Annotated in this window: 12 protein-coding genes and 1 pseudogene; 11 read left to right on the top strand and 2 right to left on the bottom strand. The window is 55.6% G+C overall.

Annotation, left to right across the window (positions count from 1 at the left end; translation table 11 throughout):
- A pseudogene (locus BUA65_RS16085) lies at positions 1 to 199 on the bottom strand (IS21 family transposase); the annotation flags it as partial.
- 429 nt (positions 200 to 628) lie between these two features.
- Here BUA65_RS16085 and BUA65_RS16075 point away from each other — a divergent pair.
- The 11 genes from BUA65_RS16075 (at position 629) to BUA65_RS16025 (ending at position 17,230) form a co-directional block, all read left to right on the top strand.
- The gene (locus BUA65_RS16075; protein ID WP_072871187.1) at positions 629 to 1,462 is read left to right on the top strand and encodes a formate/nitrite transporter family protein; all 834 of its coding nucleotides are present in this window, start codon (positions 629 to 631) and stop codon (positions 1,460 to 1,462) included.
- A gap of 171 nt (positions 1,463 to 1,633) precedes the next feature.
- The gene (locus BUA65_RS16070; protein ID WP_072871185.1) at positions 1,634 to 2,209 is read left to right on the top strand and encodes a 5-formyltetrahydrofolate cyclo-ligase; all 576 of its coding nucleotides are present in this window, start codon (positions 1,634 to 1,636) and stop codon (positions 2,207 to 2,209) included.
- 95 nt (positions 2,210 to 2,304) lie between these two features.
- Entirely contained in the window at positions 2,305 to 2,790 is a 486-nt protein-coding gene (nuoE, locus tag BUA65_RS16065; protein ID WP_072871183.1) for an NADH-quinone oxidoreductase subunit NuoE, read from the top strand.
- An 18-nt stretch (positions 2,791 to 2,808) separates the two neighbouring features.
- Entirely contained in the window at positions 2,809 to 4,761 is a 1,953-nt protein-coding gene (gene nuoF / locus BUA65_RS16060; protein WP_072871182.1) for an NADH-quinone oxidoreductase subunit NuoF, read from the top strand.
- Positions 4,762 to 4,820: 59 nt separating this feature from the next.
- Positions 4,821 to 5,756, top strand: coding sequence for an NADH-quinone oxidoreductase subunit G (locus BUA65_RS16055; protein WP_072871180.1), 936 nt, complete (start codon positions 4,821 to 4,823; stop codon positions 5,754 to 5,756).
- A 49-nt stretch (positions 5,757 to 5,805) separates the two neighbouring features.
- Entirely contained in the window at positions 5,806 to 8,493 is a 2,688-nt protein-coding gene (gene fdhF / locus BUA65_RS16050; protein ID WP_084062610.1) for a formate dehydrogenase subunit alpha, read from the top strand.
- Between the two features lie 156 nt (positions 8,494 to 8,649).
- A complete protein-coding gene (locus tag BUA65_RS16045; RefSeq protein ID WP_072871178.1) occupies positions 8,650 to 10,368 on the top strand; it encodes a sigma 54-interacting transcriptional regulator in 1,719 nt (572 codons plus the stop codon).
- Between the two features lie 258 nt (positions 10,369 to 10,626).
- Positions 10,627 to 11,922, top strand: a complete 1,296-nt coding sequence (locus BUA65_RS16040; protein WP_072871176.1) for a Glu/Leu/Phe/Val family dehydrogenase — start codon at positions 10,627 to 10,629, stop codon at positions 11,920 to 11,922.
- A 486-nt stretch (positions 11,923 to 12,408) separates the two neighbouring features.
- Complete coding sequence (locus BUA65_RS16035) at positions 12,409 to 13,860, top strand: APC family permease (protein WP_072871175.1); 1,452 nt, start codon at positions 12,409 to 12,411, stop codon at positions 13,858 to 13,860.
- 202 nt (positions 13,861 to 14,062) lie between these two features.
- Positions 14,063 to 15,394 (top strand): 4-aminobutyrate--2-oxoglutarate transaminase, encoded by a 1,332-nt coding sequence (gene gabT, locus BUA65_RS16030; protein ID WP_072871173.1) that lies wholly within the window; start codon positions 14,063 to 14,065, stop codon positions 15,392 to 15,394.
- Between the two features lie 78 nt (positions 15,395 to 15,472).
- Positions 15,473 to 17,230, top strand: coding sequence for an aldehyde ferredoxin oxidoreductase family protein (locus BUA65_RS16025; RefSeq protein ID WP_072871171.1), 1,758 nt, complete (start codon positions 15,473 to 15,475; stop codon positions 17,228 to 17,230).
- Positions 17,231 to 17,312: 82 nt separating this feature from the next.
- Here the strand turns inward: BUA65_RS16025 and BUA65_RS18670 are convergent.
- Positions 17,313 to 17,519 (bottom strand): hypothetical protein (locus BUA65_RS18670; RefSeq protein ID WP_207543918.1); only part of this gene is annotated, 207 nt, incomplete at its 5' end.

Below are 17,519 nucleotides of genomic sequence, written 5' to 3'. Positions count from 1 at the left end.
TGAGCCAGGTGTCCACGATGTCCACAAAAGACCCCATGACCGGCTGCCGGCGCCGGGTCTGCTGCATGGGCTGATACCAGTCGTCTTTCTTGGCGTACTTAGCCGCTGTTCGCCAGTTGATACCTACCCGCCGGCTAATTTCGGCAATACTGCACTCTTCTCGCTCGTAAAGATGTTTGATATACTGTTGTTGGGCCATTGCTATCACCTCTTGTATCCCCTCCTGCCTTTGCCCAAGTCAGAAGGGTTATTCTAGAGCGTGATGGCAATGCCCTCTTTTACACGCGCCATGCTATGCATTTTTGGCTGCCGTTTTATGCAATTCTATTATGCCAAAAACATTATTCAACCCCTACATAAAGGGGCTTTTTATTTTTTATTTTATTTTTTATTTATCTTTTATCTAATATTATTAAGTTTTTGTTCACAGGATCTGATTTTAAATTAAACATTTTTAACAAAAATTGCCCCGGGTTTAAAGGCCTTAATATAATACCTATTGACTGAATTCAAAAAATTGTTGAAGGGAAGGGTGGTGTGGAAATGGAAGCAGGCAAGCGATGACAAGGGGTTTATGGCCGCCCAACCAGATACTCCCGGTACTTTAATATAAGGAGGTATTAAGTCAGTGGGTGTTCTAAAACCGGCGGAAATTTTGGAGTCTTGCGGCAATGTGGGAGCCATGCGAGCCAGGACGGCGGTTCCGAAAACTTTAATGCTTGCTTTTCTGGCCGGGGCATACATTGCTTTTGGCGCTTTGTTGATGGTTACGGTGGTGGCGGGCCTTCCCCAGGAAAGTTTTGGCACCCTGATTAAGTTCATTGGCGGTGCGCTCTTTCCCATCGGTTTGATTATGGTTATACTTGGTGGTGCGGACCTTTTTACCGGGGATGTGATGTACAATACCGTTGGTCTGATCCAGGGGAAAATGGGCGCCGGTGATCTTTTCAGAAACTGGTTTCTTGCCTATGCAGGGAACTTCCTGGGAGCGGTATTTGTGGTTTACCTGGCCATGGCTTCCGGGTTTCTCTCCGCCGAACCCTGGCTTGGCTGGATCCAGAAAATCGCCGTAACGAAAACCTCTCTTACCTTTGAACAGGCTTTCTGGCGCGGTGTCGGCTGCAACTGGCTGGTTTGCATGGCCTGTTGGCTGGCCATGGCTTCGGATCATGCGGCGGGGAAAGTTTTGGGTATCTGGGTGCCCATCATGGCTTTTGTCACCATGGGGTTCGAACACAGCATTGCCAACATGTTTTTCATCCCTGCCGGGATCTGGGCCGGCGCGCCGGTAACCTGGATCCAGTTCTGGATCAACAACCAGTTGCCCGTTACCCTTGGCAATATCGTGGGCGGCGGGCTTTTTGTGGGGGTGATTTACGCTTTTTGCTATGGCAACCTTTCCTGGGCGGTTCTAAAAAGTCGTATTTCCCTCAGGGTCAACGATGGCGCTGTAAAAAGATAAATGTCCTTCTTGCTTAAATTTCAAATATAGCTGGCGTTTGCGAGTCGATGGTAATCATTTTAAATGAAAAGGAATGTCGGCACGGGCAGGAAGTTTGACCGTGCCGGCGAATTGTTTTTCTCAGAACTAATTAAAAATTTTTATTGAAATCTGACATCTGGAGGAGTTTTGGTGGGCAAGGGCGAATTAAGAAAGGATGTCTTAAAAGCACGGGGCAGCCTTTCTCCAGTGGAAGTAGCCGAAAAAAGTAAGCGGATTTTGACCCGTGTCCTGTCCCTGGAAGAATTTCACCGGGCACGGACCCTCATGGCCTATGTAGATTTTCGCAATGAGGTGCAGACCGGCGCTCTGATTGCAGAATCCATGGCCCGGGGGAAAAGGGTGGCCGTACCGGTGACCGACGTGGCCGGCAGGAGGCTTACACCGTCCCTGTTGCTGGATTATCCAGGGGATCTGGCACCGGGAACATGGGGCATTTTGGAGCCCCGTCCGGAGTGCCTGCGCCCCCTGGAGCCCCAGGAACTGGACCTGGTGGTGGTGCCCGGGGTGGCTTTTGATCTCAAGGGCAACCGGCTGGGTTACGGCGGCGGGTTTTACGACCGCTTCCTGCCTCGCACCAGGCCCGACACCGTCTGGCTGGCCCTGGCTTTTGAGCTACAGATCCGCCCGCAGGTTTACGCCGGGCCCCACGATTGCCCGGTGCACATTGTGGTTACCGAGGAGCGGGTTGTTTACACCCGCTGGTAAAGCCTGTGCACCCGTAATGCGCAGGCTGTTGGCTGTATTAATAAGCGGGTTTGTTTGCACCTGCAAGGGAGAGTAATGGGAGGAGGGAAATTCTGGTGAGCTGTCAGTGTGAATGTCAGGATGAAGTGGCCAGGAAAGAAGCCCTGGAGAAAGTTTTTGAGCAGTACCGGGGCACTAAAGGCGCTCTCATCCCGCTGTTGCAGGAAGCTCAGGAGATTTACGGGTACCTGCCCGGGGAAGTGATGCAAAGGATAGCCGCCGAGCTGAAAGTTCCCTTCAGCAAGGTCTTCGGGGTGGCCACCTTTTACGCCCAGTTCCATTTAAAACCCCGGGGGCGGAATATTATCAGAGTCTGCCAGGGGACGGCCTGCCACGTGCGGGGGGCGGCCCGGGTATTTGAATCGGTATCGGAGAAGCTTGGCGTGGGCAGAAACGAAACCACCGCCGACCTGCGCTACACCTTGGAGACGGTGGCCTGCCTGGGTGCTTGCGGCCTGGCGCCGGTGATGATGGTCAACGACGATACCCACGGCCGTCTGACTCCGGAGCGGGCGGCTGAAGTTCTCGAGCAGTACGAATAGAAAGGGGGCGGCGAAGAAATGAAGTCATTAATGGATAAATGCTGTGAAAAGTGTTTCCATTCTCCGGCCAGCCCCTGCAAAGACTATATCAAGTGCCGCCAGCAGGGGCCGCTGTGCCACGAAGATGATAACTGCCGGGCCAAATACAAGGCTTTTCTGGAGGATATCCACCTGCCCGCGGACAGCTCCAAGCGGCAGATTCTGATTTGCGCCGGTACCGGCTGTACCTCCTCCGGTTCCCGCAAACTGGTGGATGCCCTCGTGGAAGAGCTCAAAAAGCAGGGTTTGCAGGATAAAGTAGCGGTCAAAATCACCGGTTGCCACGGTTTCTGCGAGCAGGGCCCCCTGATGATTGTGGAACCCCAGAAAATTTTCTACACTCGGGTGCAGGTAGAGGATATTCCCGAGATTGTAGCCGGCCATCTGGTGGGAGGCCAAGTGGTTGAGCGCCTGCTTTACGTTGATCCCGCCACCGGTGAGAAATCCCTCACCTACGAGACCGTTCCTTTCTATGCCAAGCAAAAGCGCCTGGTGCTCGCCAATTGCGGGCACATCAATCCCGAAGAAATTGCCGACTATGTGGCCAATGACGGTTATCTGGCCCTGACCAAAGCACTGTTTGAAATGACTCCCGAGCAGGTAATTGAAGAAGTCAAGATCTCCGGTCTGCGGGGCAGAGGCGGCGCCGGCTTTCCCACCGGGATGAAGTGGAGCTTTGTCCGTGCCGCGGAAGGGGACAAGAAATATGTAGTCTGCAACGCCGACGAAGGGGACCCGGGAGCCTTTATGGACCGCAGCGTTCTAGAAGGGGATCCCCACGCGGTGCTGGAGGGAATGCTTATTTGCGGTTATGCCGTTGGTGCCGATGAAGGATATATTTACGTGCGGGCCGAATACCCCCTGGCCATTCACCGGCTCAAGGTAGCCATAGCCCAGGCTGAGGAATGTGGCCTTTTAGGGGATAACATCCTCAACTCCGGGTTCAACTTCCGCATCAAGATCAAGGCTGGGGCGGGGGCCTTCGTTTGCGGTGAAGAGACGGCCCTTTTAACCTCCATTGAGGGCAACCGGGGTATGCCGCGGCCGAGACCGCCCTTCCCGGCGCAAAAAGGTTTATGGGGCAAGCCCACCAATATCAATAACGTGGAAACCTTTGCCAACGTGCTCCTGATCATCCGCAACGGTGGAGCCTGGTATGCCGCCATGGGCACGGAAAAGAGCAAGGGCACCAAGATTTTCGCCCTGACCGGCAAGGTGAATAACACGGGCCTGGTGGAAGTGCCCATGGGTATTACCATGCGGGAGATCATCTTTGGCGTGGGCGGCGGCATCCGGGACGGCAAGAAGTTCAAGGCCGTGCAAATCGGTGGACCCTCCGGCGGCTGCCTGCCCGAGGAGCAGCTGGACCTGCCCATCGACTACGAATCCCTCACTTCCGCAGGGGCTATCATGGGTTCCGGCGGCCTGGTAGTTATGGACGAGACCACCTGTATGGTGGATGTGGCCCGATTCTTCTTAAACTTCACCCAGGCCGAATCCTGCGGCAAATGCACCCCCTGCCGGGAAGGTACCAAGCGTATGCTGGAAATCCTCACCCGCATCTGCGAAGGCCAGGGTAAGGAGGAAGACATCGAAACCCTGGAGCGGCTGGCCCGGGTGGTCAAAAGCACGGCCCTGTGCGGCCTGGGACAGACCTGCCCCAACCCGATCCTGTCCACATTGCGCTATTTCCGGGACGAATACGAAGCCCATATCAGGGATAAACGCTGCCCGGCCCGCGTTTGCCAGGCGCTTTTGGTGTACACCATCAACGCCGAAAAGTGCACCGGTTGCGGCAGTTGTGCCCGCGCCTGTCCGGCCGGAGCCATTAGCGGCGAAAAGAAACAGCCCCACGTCATCGATATTTCCCGGTGCATCAAGTGCGGCAACTGCATGCAGAAGTGCAAGTTCGGCGCCGTGGAAAAGGCGTAAGCAAGCGCTGGCCGTTGGGGTGATACCATAAGGAACGGTTAAAGGGGGGAAAGTTTTCAGTGGCCAATGTCACTTTAACCATAGACGGGCAAAAGGTGACCGTACCGGCCGGCACCACCGTGCTGGATGCGGCCCGGTCGGCGGGGATTTTCATCCCCACCCTGTGCCACGACCCGGCCATTCCGGGGTTTGGGGCCTGCCGCCTGTGCATCGTGGAGATACCTGGAATGCGCAACCTGCCGGCCTCCTGCGTGACCACCGTGGCCGAGGGGATGGTGGTCCACACCGCCTCGGAAGCGGTAATTGAGGCGCGGCGTACCATTATCGATTTGCTGCTGGCCAACCACCCCCAGGACTGCCTGACCTGCGAAAAAAACGGCGACTGCCGTTTGCAGGATTATGCCTTCATGTACGGGGTTCGACAGACCAGCTTTCACGGCGAGAGGAAAAACCACCCTCTGGACGACTCCAACCCCTATATCATCAGGGATCAAAATAAGTGCATCCTGTGCGGCAAGTGCGTGCGTACCTGCCAGGCTGTGCCCGGGCGTAGCGTGATTGACTTCGGTTACCGGGGCTTTAACACCAGAGTGGTTACGGCCATGGACGTGCCCCTGGGCGAGTCGGATTGTGTCTATTGCGCCCGCTGCGTGGCCGTCTGCCCGGTGGGGGCGTTGACCTACAAACCCATGGCCGGCAAAGGGCGCACCTGGGAAATGCAAAAGAAATCCGTCACCTGCACTTTTTGTGAAAGCGGCTGTACCTTTGAACTGAACATCAGAGACGGCAAAGTGATCGGCATTACAGCAAAAGAACCCGGCCCCGGCCGGCCCCTGTGCCTCAAAGGCCGTTTGGGCCTGGAACTGCTCTACGTGGAAAAACCAATGACCCCCATGCTGAAGAAGGACGGCCAATTTGTGCCCGTATCCTGGGCCGAAGCCCTGGGGCTGGAGGGCCTTGTGGACAGGATGAAAGAAGTGGAGGGGCAACCTTAGCGAAGATGATAACAGTGATAACAAATTATGCTGAAAGGAGGTACCCTGGTTGGCGGAAGTTACCTTGACCATAGACGGCCGGCAGGTGACCGTACCGGCCGGCACCACCGTGCTGGATGCAGCCCGGTCGGCGGGGATTTTCATCCCCACCCTGTGCCACGACCCGGAACTCACCCCGTGGGGGGGCTGCCGCCTGTGCGTGGTGGAAATCGAGGGCATGCGCAACCTGCCGGCTTCCTGCGTCACCACTGCCACCAACGGCATGGTGGTGCATACCGCCTCGCCGGCGGTGGTGGAAGCCCGGAAAACCATTATCGAGCTGCTTTTGGCCAATCACCCGGAGGATTGTTTGACCTGCGGGCGAAACGGCGACTGTCGCTTGCAGGATTACGCCTACCTGTACGGTGTACGGGAAGCGGGTTTTGTTGGGGAGCGCCACCATTACCCGCTGGAAGAAGATAATCCCTTCATTATCCGGGACTTGAATAAATGTATCCTCTGCGGCAAGTGCGTCCGGGCCTGTGCCGAAATCCAGGGCAAAAACGTGGTGGATTTTGCCTACCGGGGATTCAACACCAAAATTACCCCGGCCATGGACACCTCCCTGTCCGGCTCCGACTGTGTCTTCTGCGGCAACTGCGTGGCCGTCTGTCCGGTGGGGGCCCTGCAGGAAAAGGGCCTGCGCGCGGCGGCCCGCACCTGGGAAGTCAAGAAAGTGCGCACCACCTGTCCGTACTGCGGCACCGGATGTACCTTTGACCTCAACGTAAAGGACGGCCGGGTGGTGGGGGTAACATCCTGTGACGGTGAAGTCAACGGGCGGGCCCTGTGCGTAAAAGGCCGTTTTGGTTACGGTTTTATTCACCACCCCGACCGCCTCACCAAGCCCCTGATCAAGCGCAGCGGAGTCTTTGAGGAAGCCAGCTGGGAAGAGGCTATCAACCTGGTGGCCGAAAAGCTGGGCTCCATTAAAAAAGAATACGGTTCCGCCGCCCTGGGGGTCCTGAGCTCGGCCCGGTGCACCAACGAAGAGAACTACTTGATGAGCAAGTTCACGAGGGTTGTGCTGGGAACCAACAACATCGACCATTGTGCCCGTCTCTGACACGCGCCTACTGTCGCCGGTCTGGCGGCAGCCTTTGGCAGCGGTGCCATGACCAACCCCATCGGTGATATTGGGGGGGCCGATTTTATCCTGGCCATAGGGACCAACACCACCGAATCGCACCCGGTTATCGGCCTTCAGGTGAAAAAAGCCGTGCGCAACGGCGCCACCCTGGTGGTGGTGGACCCCCGCAGGACGGAGGTGGCCGGTCTGGCCCACCATCACCTGCAGTTGAAATCGGGTACGGACATCGCTCTTTTGAACGGCCTGGCCAATGTGATTATTTCCGAAGGCCTGGTAAACAAGGAATTTGTGGACACCCGCACGGAGGGTTTTGAAGCCCTCAAAGAGGCGGTGGCCAAATACACCCCCGAATATGTGGCGGAAATTACCGGTATCAGCCCCGGTGTGATCCGGGAGGTGGCCCGGGGTTACGCCACGGCCAAAAACGCCACCATCCTTTATACCATGGGCCTCACCCAGCACATCTGCGGCACGGACAACGTCCTGGCCGTGGCCAATCTGGCCATGCTCTGCGGGCATATCGGCAAGCCCAACAGCGGTGTGAACCCCCTGCGGGGGCAGAACAACGTCCAGGGAGCCTGCGACATGGGCGCTCTGCCCAACGTCCTCACAGGCTACCAGAGCGTTACCCTCGAGGATGTGCGGTCCAGGTTTGCCGCGGCCTGGGGGGTGAGCGAGCTGCCGGCTAAGCCCGGGCTAACCGTAGGCGAAATGATCGAGGCCGCCGCCCGGGGAGAAATCAAGGGGATGTACATCATGGGTGAAAATCCCGTGCTGTCAGATCCCGACGCCGATCACGTGATCCACGCTCTGGAGAAACTGGATTTCCTGGTTGTGCAGGACATTTTCATGACGGAGACTGCTCGTCTGGCTGATGTGGTGCTGCCGGCAGCCAGTTTTGCGGAGAAGGACGGCACCTTTACCAACACCGAGCGCCGGGTGCAGCGGGTGCGCAAAGCCATTGAGCCGTTAGGGGAAGCCAAACCCGACTGGCAGATCATCTGCTTGGTGGCTACGGCCATGGGTTATCCCATGCAGTACGGTTCGCCGGCGGAAATCATGGAGGAAATTGCCCGCCTCACCCCCTCCTACGGTGGCATTTCCTACCAGCGCCTGGAGAGTCGCAGCCTGGTCTGGCCCTGTCCTGCCCCCGATCACCCGGGAACGCCCATCCTGCACGTAGGCAAGTTTGCCCGGGGGCTGGGCAAGTTCCACCCGGTAGAATACGTACCCCCGGCCGAGTTGCCGGACGAAGAATATCCCCTCATCCTGAATACGGGACGCCGGCACTTCCACTACCATACCGGGACCATGACCCTGCGCACCGGTGCCCTGGAGGAGTACTACGGCCGGGAGCACCTGGAGATCAATCCCGCCGACGCTCGGAGCCTGGGCATTGCGGACGGCGACCGGGTGCGGGTTGTCTCCCGACGGGGACAGGTGGAAGTAACCGCCCGGGTTGTGGATACCGTGCCGCCGGGGGTGGTCTTTACCTCCTTCCATTTCCCGGAGGTGGCCATCAACAAGCTGACCAATACGGCCCGGGACCCCGTGGCCAGAATACCGGAGTTAAAAGTCTGCGCCGTGCGGGTGGAGAAGATCGCCTGAGAGCATTAAAATACGGGACCCAGCTTTCACCAGGGGCTGGGTCCTGTTTAATCACGGGCTTGTAACACGGTGCGCCGGTTGCAAAGTCGCTGGCTTTAGGGCCTGCGCACCGGTTGCTCGTCCAGGGGAGGGATTCATCTGAGGGAGTTATTTGCATTGCTTGATCCCGTACCCGTGGGGTTGGTGCTGGTTGATGCCGGGGGAAGGGTGGAGTTTTTGAACCGGGCCGCCGGAGATCTCCTGGGCCTGGAGAGAAGTGCGGTTGCAGGGAGGCAACTTGGCGACATCTTGCCTGCCGCCCTGCTAGAGCAGTTATGGCCGCAGGACGGTTCTCCTTCCAGTATAAAGGTGGAAATAAACGGCCGGAAGGTGGCCGTGCAGGCCAACCCGCTGGTGGGAAAAGAGGGCGCCGGCGGGACGATGCTGGTTTTACAGGACATTTCCCTGTACGAATCCTTGAGAGAAGCCAAGGAAGAACTGGAGGCCATCTTTGACTCTTCTTATGACGAAATATACGTTGTCGACGGCGAGGGCTACACCCGCAGGGTGAACAAGATTGGCGAAACCTATTACGGTGTGGAAGTGGAAAAGATAATAGGCAAGCATTACAGCGAAATGGAGAAGGAGGGTTATTTCAACCCTTCCGTTTCCCGCCGGGTTTTTGAGGAAAGACGGCGGGTGACCATGGTCCAGCACACGAAAACGGGCAAGACGCTCATCGTTACGGGAAATCCGGTCTTTGACGATTCGGGCAGGATCACCCGTATAGTGGTCAACTCGCGGGATGTTTCCGAGCTGATCAATTTAAAGCAGCGCCTGGAAGACACCGAACAGCTGGTGGACAACTACCGCCGGCTGGTGATGTACCTGCGGCAGGAAAAGCTGGAAAACACGGAAATTATCGCGGCCAGCCCCCAGATGAAACAGGTCCTGGACCTGGTGGACCGGGTGGCCCAGGTGGATTCCACCATCCTGATTACCGGCGAATCCGGTGTGGGCAAGGGCGTTATTGCTTCCCGCATTCACAAGTTGAGCAAGCGGGATAAGGGTCCCTTTATCACCATCAACTGTGGCGCCATACCCGAGAACCTGCTGGAATCGGAGTTGTTCGGCTATGAGCCCGGGGCCTTCACCGGGGCCAGGCGTGAAGGAAAAAAAGGTTTGATCGAAATGGGTGATGGGGGAACCGTTTTTCTGGATGAAGTGGCGGACCTTCCGTCGAACCTGCAGGTCAAGCTGTTGCAGGTAATTCAGGAAAAAAAGTTAATGCGTGTCGGGGGCAGCCAGCAAATTGCAGTAAATGTGAGATTTATCGCCGCTACCAACCGCGATATTCAAAAAATGGTCAGGGAAGGATTGTTCCGGGAGGATCTTTACTACCGGTTGAATGTTGTGCCCGTAACCATCCCTCCCTTGCGGTATCGCAAAGAGGACATCAGGCCGTTGATTGAGCATTTCGTCAATAAGTTTAATCTAAAATATGACATGAATAAACATTTCTCCCCGGAGGCCCTGGACATGCTGGTAGCGTACCATTGGCCGGGTAATGTGCGGGAAGTGGAAAACCTGGTGGAGCGGTTGATGGTTACCACCGACGGCAACCTAATTGAAACGGTGCATATTCCCGATTATGTTATCAACTCCAGCGGCGAACTTCCCGATAAGGTATATGTGCTGGGGATATGCCCCTTAAAACAGGCCGTCGACGAAGTGGAAAGACAATTAATTATGCTGGCGTCCCAGCGTTGCAAAACCACCTACGAAATGGCCAGTGCCCTGCAGGTCAACCAGTCAACCATTGTCAGGAAGATCCAGAAGTACCGCGTGCAACCCACGGGGAGCAAACAAAAGAAGAGCATGAAAAACACAAAATAATGCAAGTATACATTAAATGTAATCCTGTGTTGCATTGTCAAAAAGGGGGGCAAAGTTCAAGGAAGTGCCCGGTGTTTTGGGTTTGCGCCAATTTGGATTAATGAGTTCCTGCATCTACCTATTTGTTTAAAATTACAGAAGTCTTAAAAATGTTGCGCCAATTAAGATTATTAAGCCTGGCATGCTTTTTGCGCCCTTAAGAGGTAAAGACTCCGGAAGAGACAATTTCCGGGGTAAACCCTTAAGGGGAGTGATTTGATGAGCAAGCAGTTGAACAGTTTTGAACTGGCATGTAACCACGTCCTCTCGGCGGTGAAAAGGCTCAACCTCAACCCGGCGGTATACGAAATTCTACGCAACCCGGAGCGGGTACTGACGGCGGCAATACCGGTGAAAATGGATGACGGCAGCCTCAAGGTTTTTACCGGCTACCGGGTCCAGCACTGCAGTGTACTGGGTCCCTTTAAGGGGGGAATAAGGTTCCACCCGGATGTGGATATGGACGAGGTGAAAGCTCTCGCCCTGTGGATGACCATGAAGTGCGCCGTACTGGGGTTGCCCTACGGCGGCGCCAAGGGTGGAGTGACCTGTGACCCCAGGGAAATGTCCCTCGATGAACTGGAGAGACTGAGCCGGGGTTACATCAAGGCCATGTACCCGTTGCTGGGCCGGGAAAAGGACATTCCTGCCCCGGATGTTTACACCAACGCCCGGGTCATGACCTGGATGATGGACGAGTTTTCCGGGATCAAAGGGTACAACGAGTTTGGGGTTATTACCGGCAAGCCGCCGGTGGTGGGCGGGTCCCTCGGGCGGGAAGAGGCCACGGCCAGGGGTTGTGTCATTGCCGTGCGGGAAGCGGCCGCGGCGTTGGGGATCAGCTTAAACGGCGCCACCGCTGCCGTGCAGGGCTATGGCAACGTAGGGAGCATTGCTGCCAGGCTGTTGCACGAAATGGGCTGCCGCATTATTGCCGTATCCGACTCTTCCGGCGGCATATATAACCCCAGGGGGCTCGACCCGGTGGCTGTGCTTCAATTCAAGAAAAATACGGGAACCGTGAAGGGGTATCCGGGCAGCCGTCCCATCAACAACGAGGAGTTGCTGGCCTTGAATTGTGACATTCTCATTCCGGCGGCCCTGGAAAACCAGATTACCGAACAAAACGCCCGCAATATTAAAGCCCGGATTATTGGCGAGGGAGCCAACGGTCCCACCACTCCCGGCGCCGACCGGATCCTGAATGAGAAAAAGGTTTTTGTCATTCCCGATATTCTGGCTAATGCCGGCGGCGTAACCGTGTCCTACTTCGAGTGGGTGCAGAATAATACCGGCTATTACTGGTCCGAAGAGGAAGTGAACCGCCGTTTGGAGGAGAAGATGGTAGCCGCCTTTAAGGAAGTTTATCAAATGTACAAGGCCCGCAAGGATCTGAATATGCGGGATTGTGCCTACCTGGTGGCCGTGCGTCGCCTGAGCGAGGCCATGTGGCTGCGGGGATGGCTGGGCAAAGGTGCCGAATATCAAGATAAGCGGGAAGCTGTTCTGGCGTAGATGGCTTTGCGACCTCGGGTTGTTTGAAGACCCGGGGTTTTTTTGGAGGGTTATAAGCTGGGGTGTGGTCTGTGATGGTGGCTGTTTATAACAATTTCCGGCTTTGAAGACAAAAGTTGTCTGGCACAAAATACCCCTCTAAGACATGAAAAGGCAGCTCAACATGGGGGTGCTTTTATTGTACACTCTTGATTTACTATTGCATTAGTTGATGTCAGTATGCATTAATTATAACAGGTGGTGTCTCAAATGAGGTGCTGGACATTGTTTAAAATGGTTAATGCAGATATGCATTCCCGGTGTTTTGTAAAATGTCAAGGAACTCAAATATCGACCGTTTTCGCTATTTTAAACCGGGAATAGGGCTTGCAAGGGCTGTTTTTTACTGCCAAATGTGTGACAGGGGGTGAAATTCCGAAAAATTCACAAATGCAGTGGTAAAAAGAAATATCTGACAAGAATTTAGATGCAGGAGGTTTTTAAGTAATGGCTCAGAAAGAAAGCTTTGCGCGGGTTTTAACCCGCAAAGATGTACTGGCTCTGGCCTTTGGAGCCATGATTGGATGGGGCTGGGTTGTTTTGGCGGGTTCCTGGATAAAATCGGCGGGTTCCTTGGGTGCCATGCTGGCTTTTCTAATTGGAAGTATTGTCGTTATTCTGGTGGGCCTTACCTATGCCGAGCTGACTCCGGCGATGCCCAAGTGCGGCGGGGAGCATGTATTCAGCTACCGGGCGATGGGTGTGACCGCTTCCTTTATCTGTACGTGGACTATAATTCTGGGTTATGTTTCGGTTGTGGCCTTTGAAGCTGTAGCTCTGCCAACGGTGGTGGAATATCTTTTCCCGAATTATAAGCAGGGATATCTCTGGACCGTGGCCGGGTGGGATGTTTATGCCACCTGGGTGGCAGTGGGGGTTATAGGTTCAATAATTCTCACGATAATCAACTACATGGGGATTAAACCGGCCGCGTTTTTGCAAACAGTATTTACCGGACTGATTGGCGTTGTAGGGTTGATGCTGGTGACTGGGAGCCTTTTCAACGGGAGCACCGTACGCATGGAGCCGTTCTTTGTAAACGGGATTCAAGGGCTCTTTGCGGTGCTCATAATGACGCCCTTTATGTTTGTGGGTTTTGATGTAATTCCCCAGGCGGCGGAAGAAATTAATATACCTTTTGCTGCTATTGGTAAGATATTGTTAATCTCGGTTTTTCTGGCGGCAGCATTTTACATCATGATTATTTTTGGTGTTTCCAGAGCGCTTACTGTTGAACAGATGGAGGCTTCGAAGCTGGTGACCGCGGATGCTATGGGTGCCCTTTTCGGCGGCGGCTGGGCGGCAAAGCTTTTGATCCTGGGAGGTATCGCCGGCATTATTACCAGCTGGAACGGTTTTTACATTGGCGGCAGTCGTGCCATCTATGCCATGGCCCATGCCAAAATGCTGCCCGGTTTTCTGGGTAAGCTTCATCCAAAGTATAAGACGCCGTCGAACGCCATTTTACTTATCGGGATTTTGACCACCTTTGCTCCCCTGCTGGGCCGCAAGATGCTGGTCTGGCTGGTTGACGCCGGTGGCCTGGGTATAGTAGTGGCCTGGTTCATGGTTGCCCTCTCATTCCTCATTTTAAGGTACCGTGAGCCCAATATGGAGCGGCCCTTTAAAATTGCCAATGGTAAACTGGTTGGTTTTCTGGCCGTTATCTTGAGCTTTAGTATGATCCTTTTGTACCTGCCTGGAAGTCCGGCTGCTCTGGTTTGGCCTTATGAATGGTTAATTTTCCTGGGCTGGTCACTTCTGGGAGTGGTTTTCTATATCTGGGCCAGAGCGGCTTACGGTAATGCTGCCGACGAAATCATGCAGGAGGTTATTTACGGCCGGGTAATTAGAAAGGAAGCATGCACCATTTCCGCTAAAAACGGGAAACCTGCTTGATAGTTTTACTAGATGGTGCCTGGGTACGGGATCCTGGAGGCTGCTTTCAGGATCCCTCTCATGTTTGTCTTTTTTGCTGTTGCTTCGGGAGAGCGTTCTTTTCAGGTATTTCTTTTGTATGTATTGTTTATATGATTTGTTATATAAATCCGGTAATATCCGGTGTACAAGAATAAACATTCCAGGAAGGAGCGTGTCTTTAATGCTTCAAAGAGTGACATCCATACCGGGTCCAGGGTCAATCAACCTGCTGGAGAAGAAGAACAAATACGTTGCCCGGGGTATTTCCAATGCCACTCCCGTCTTCGTGGCAGAAGCAAAAGGAGCCTTGATCAGGGATGTGGACGGGAACGAGTTTATTGACTTTTACGGCGGCATCGGCACCTTGAACGCCGGCCACTGTCCCGAGCCGGTGGTGAACGCCATTAAAAGCCAGGCCGACAAACTCCTGCACACTTGCTTTATGGTGACCATGTACGAGAACTACGTGGACCTGGCTGAAAAGCTGGCCGGCCTTTGCCCCGTTAAAGGCGAGAACAAAAAGGTCATGTTTGCCAACAGCGGGGCGGAGGCGGTGGAAAACGCCGTCAAGATAGCCCGTTTTTACTCCAAAAAGCCGGGCATTATCGCCTTCGAGTGTGCCTTTCACGGCCGGACCCTGATGGCCATGAGTCTGACCAGCAAGGTGAAGCCTTACAAGTTCGGCTTCGGGCCCTTTGCTCCGGAAGTCTACAAGGTTCCTTCGGCCTACTGCTACCGCTGCTACTACAACTCCACTTACCCTGGGTGCGGGCTGCACTGCCTGGAGAACTTCACCCGTTTCTTTGCCGCCGAAGTGGCGCCGGAAAATATCGCCGCCATGATTATCGAGCCGGTACAGGGTGAAGGCGGATTCATTGTTCCCCCGCCGGAGTTCCTGCCGGGCCTGCAGAAACTCTGCGAAAAGCATGGCATTATCCTTATTGTGGATGAAGTGCAGACCGGTTTTGCCCGTACGGGCAAGATGTTCGCCGTGGAGCACTGGGGCGTGCAGCCCGACCTGATGACCGTGGCCAAGTCCATTGCTTCCGGGTTGCCCCTGAGCGGGGTGATTGGCCGGGGGGATGTTATGGATGCGCCCGATCCGGGACACATCGGCGGCACTTACGGGGGCAACCCCATTTCCTGTGCCGCGGCCCTGGCCACCATTGACTACATGCAGGAGCAGAAGCTGGCGGACCGGGCCGCCAAAATCGGGGAAATGGCCCTGGGGCGCCTGCGGGCTATGCAGGAAAAATATCACCTCATTGGCGACGTGCGCGGCCTGGGGGCCATGGTGGCCATGGAACTGGTCAAGGACAGGAAGACCAAGGAACCAGCAAAAGAGGAGGCCGGCCGCATTATCCAGGAGTGCTACAAGCGCGGCTTGATCATTATCGGGGCGGGAATTTTCAGCAACGTGGTACGTATGCTCATGCCCCTGACCATTACGGACGAGCAACTGGATCTGGGCTTCTCCATCCTGGAAGAAGTGGTGGCCGAAGTAGCCGGTTAAAAGCCACCTGTAATTGGGAAGGAGCTGGAGTATCCCCGGTTTTGAAAGTGGGGATAACTCAGGGGAAGGAGGCTAAAAATGTACGGTTTTTACGGCAGGTTGCTGCGTCTGAATCTTGCGGACCGGTCCTTTGCGGTGGAGGAATTGCCGGAAAGCGTGTACCGGGACTACCTGGGCGGGAAAGGGCTGGGCACCTACCTGTTGCTGCGCGAGGTCGAACCGGGGATAGATCCCCTCTCTCCGGACAACAAGCTGATTATCACCACTGGTCCCGCTACCGGCACGGTGCTGCCCGGCTCCAGCCGCTACGGGGTTTTCAGCAAATCTCCCCTGACCGGACTTTACGCCGAATCCTATGCCGGCGGTCGGGTGGCCCCGGCCATCCGCCGCACCGGCTACGACGCGGTGATAGTGGAAGGTGCGGCTGAAGCGCCCGTGTACGTGGAAATCGGCGACCGGAACGTGGTTTTCCACGATGCATCCCACCTGTGGGGAAAGGACACTTACGCTACAGAAGACGCCGTGCTGGCGGAGGTGGGGCGGAAGGGGGCCCAGGCCGTGGTCATCGGGCCGGCGGGGGAAAACCTGGTAAGGTTTGCCTGCATTGAAAACAATTACTGGCGCTCGGCGGGGCGCACCGGCATGGGTGCGGTGATGGGGTCCAAAAAGCTCAAAGCTCTGGTCTTCCACGGGGAAGCCGGCTGTGAGGTTGCCGATCCGTCCCTTTTGAAAGAGGCCGCCCGCCGCATTAGGGAAAAGGGCAGGGACAACCCGGGGGTCAAGGCCTACCAGACCTACGGCACCACTGTTATGGTAGGTACCATGAACGGCGCCAGGGCGTTTCCGGCCCGCTACTGGTCCATGGGCACCGACCCCAATTGGGAGAATTTAAGCGGGAATACCTTGCTCCAGAATTTTGAAGTGCGGCCCAGGGCCTGCCCCAACTGCTTCCTGACCTGCGGCAAGCTGACCACGGTGAAGGAAGGAAAACACGCCGGATTAAAGCTGGAAGGTCCCGAATACGAAACCATTTATGCCTTCGGCGGGTTGTGCGGCATTAACAGCCTGGACGAGGTAATCTACCTCAACGACCTGTGCGACAGGCTTGGCATGGACACCATTACCGCCGGGAACCTGGTGGCCTTGATGATGGAGGCCGGGGAAAGGGGCCGGGTAAAAAGTTATCCCGCCTACGGGGATGCTGAAGGAGCGGCCCGCTTGCTGGAGGATATTGCCTACACTCGCGGCCCGGGGGAATTGCTGGCGCGGGGGATAAAACGCGTGGCTATTGAGCTGGGCCTGGAGGATCTGGCCATTCACGTCAAGGGGCTGGAGCCGGCCGGTTATGACCCCCGGGTGCTAAAAGGGATGGGCCTAGCCTACGCCACCTCGCCCAGGGGTGCCTGCCACCTGCGGGCCACCTTTTATAAGCCGGAACTGAGCGGGATGATCGACCCCTCCACCACCGAGGGGAAGGCCGCCCTCTTCATTGAATTTGAAAACCGGTTGACGGTGTTCAACACCATGATTTTCTGCGTCTTTTTCCGCGACCTGATCCAGTGGGACGACCTGGTGGTCATGATCAAGGGCAGCACCGGCTGGGAGTACACCCGGGAGGAGCTGGCCCGGCTGGCCGACCGGATTATCACCGCCACCCGCCTCTTCAACATCCGGGAAGGCGCCACCCGGGCGGACGATATGCTACCGTCCAGGTTCTTCAACGAGCCAATTAACGATGGCCGGGACATCATCACCAGGCAGGAACTGGATATTATGCTGGACGACTACTACCGCCTGCGCGGCTGGGATCCAAACGGCGTTCCCCAGGGGAATTGAGAGGGAGAACGAGCCGGCTGGGATGCCCGTTGACCGGGTAACCATTCCGCAGGCTGGTTTATGGGGATAGTAGCTACAAAACCTACCTTGTCGAATGGGAAATGTTCCATCTTCCACTGTACCCCCTGCTGGGGGTATTTTTTTCAGGGAAATATACCCTGCCAGTGAAGGTATTTTTCCCAGCGGAGAAATAACAGCTGGTTGTGTCAATCAAAAAGTTACCCACCACGGTAATCAAAAAGGGAACCACCCCTGGACATAAAAATCCTCTTGAACTAATACTGTCTTC

It is taken from the genome of Desulfofundulus thermosubterraneus DSM 16057 (genome assembly GCF_900142025.1).
GTDB lineage: Bacteria > Bacillota > Desulfotomaculia > Desulfotomaculales > Desulfovirgulaceae > Desulfofundulus > Desulfofundulus thermosubterraneus.
The sequence above is the reverse complement of the archived record's forward strand: the minus strand, read 5'-3'. Positions and strand labels throughout refer to the sequence as shown.

What these genes read in the sequence shown, in the direction of transcription:
- nuoF (WP_072871182.1), top strand. Translation starts at nt 2,809, where the DNA reads ATGAAGTCATTAATGGATAAATGCTGTGAAAAGTGTTTCCATTCTCCG.
- BUA65_RS16040 (WP_072871176.1), top strand. Translation starts at nt 10,627, where the DNA reads ATGAGCAAGCAGTTGAACAGTTTTGAACTGGCATGTAACCACGTCCTC.
- BUA65_RS16035 (WP_072871175.1), top strand. Translation starts at nt 12,409, where the DNA reads ATGGCTCAGAAAGAAAGCTTTGCGCGGGTTTTAACCCGCAAAGATGTA.
- gabT (WP_072871173.1), top strand. Translation starts at nt 14,063, where the DNA reads ATGCTTCAAAGAGTGACATCCATACCGGGTCCAGGGTCAATCAACCTG.
- BUA65_RS16025 (WP_072871171.1), top strand. Translation starts at nt 15,473, where the DNA reads ATGTACGGTTTTTACGGCAGGTTGCTGCGTCTGAATCTTGCGGACCGG.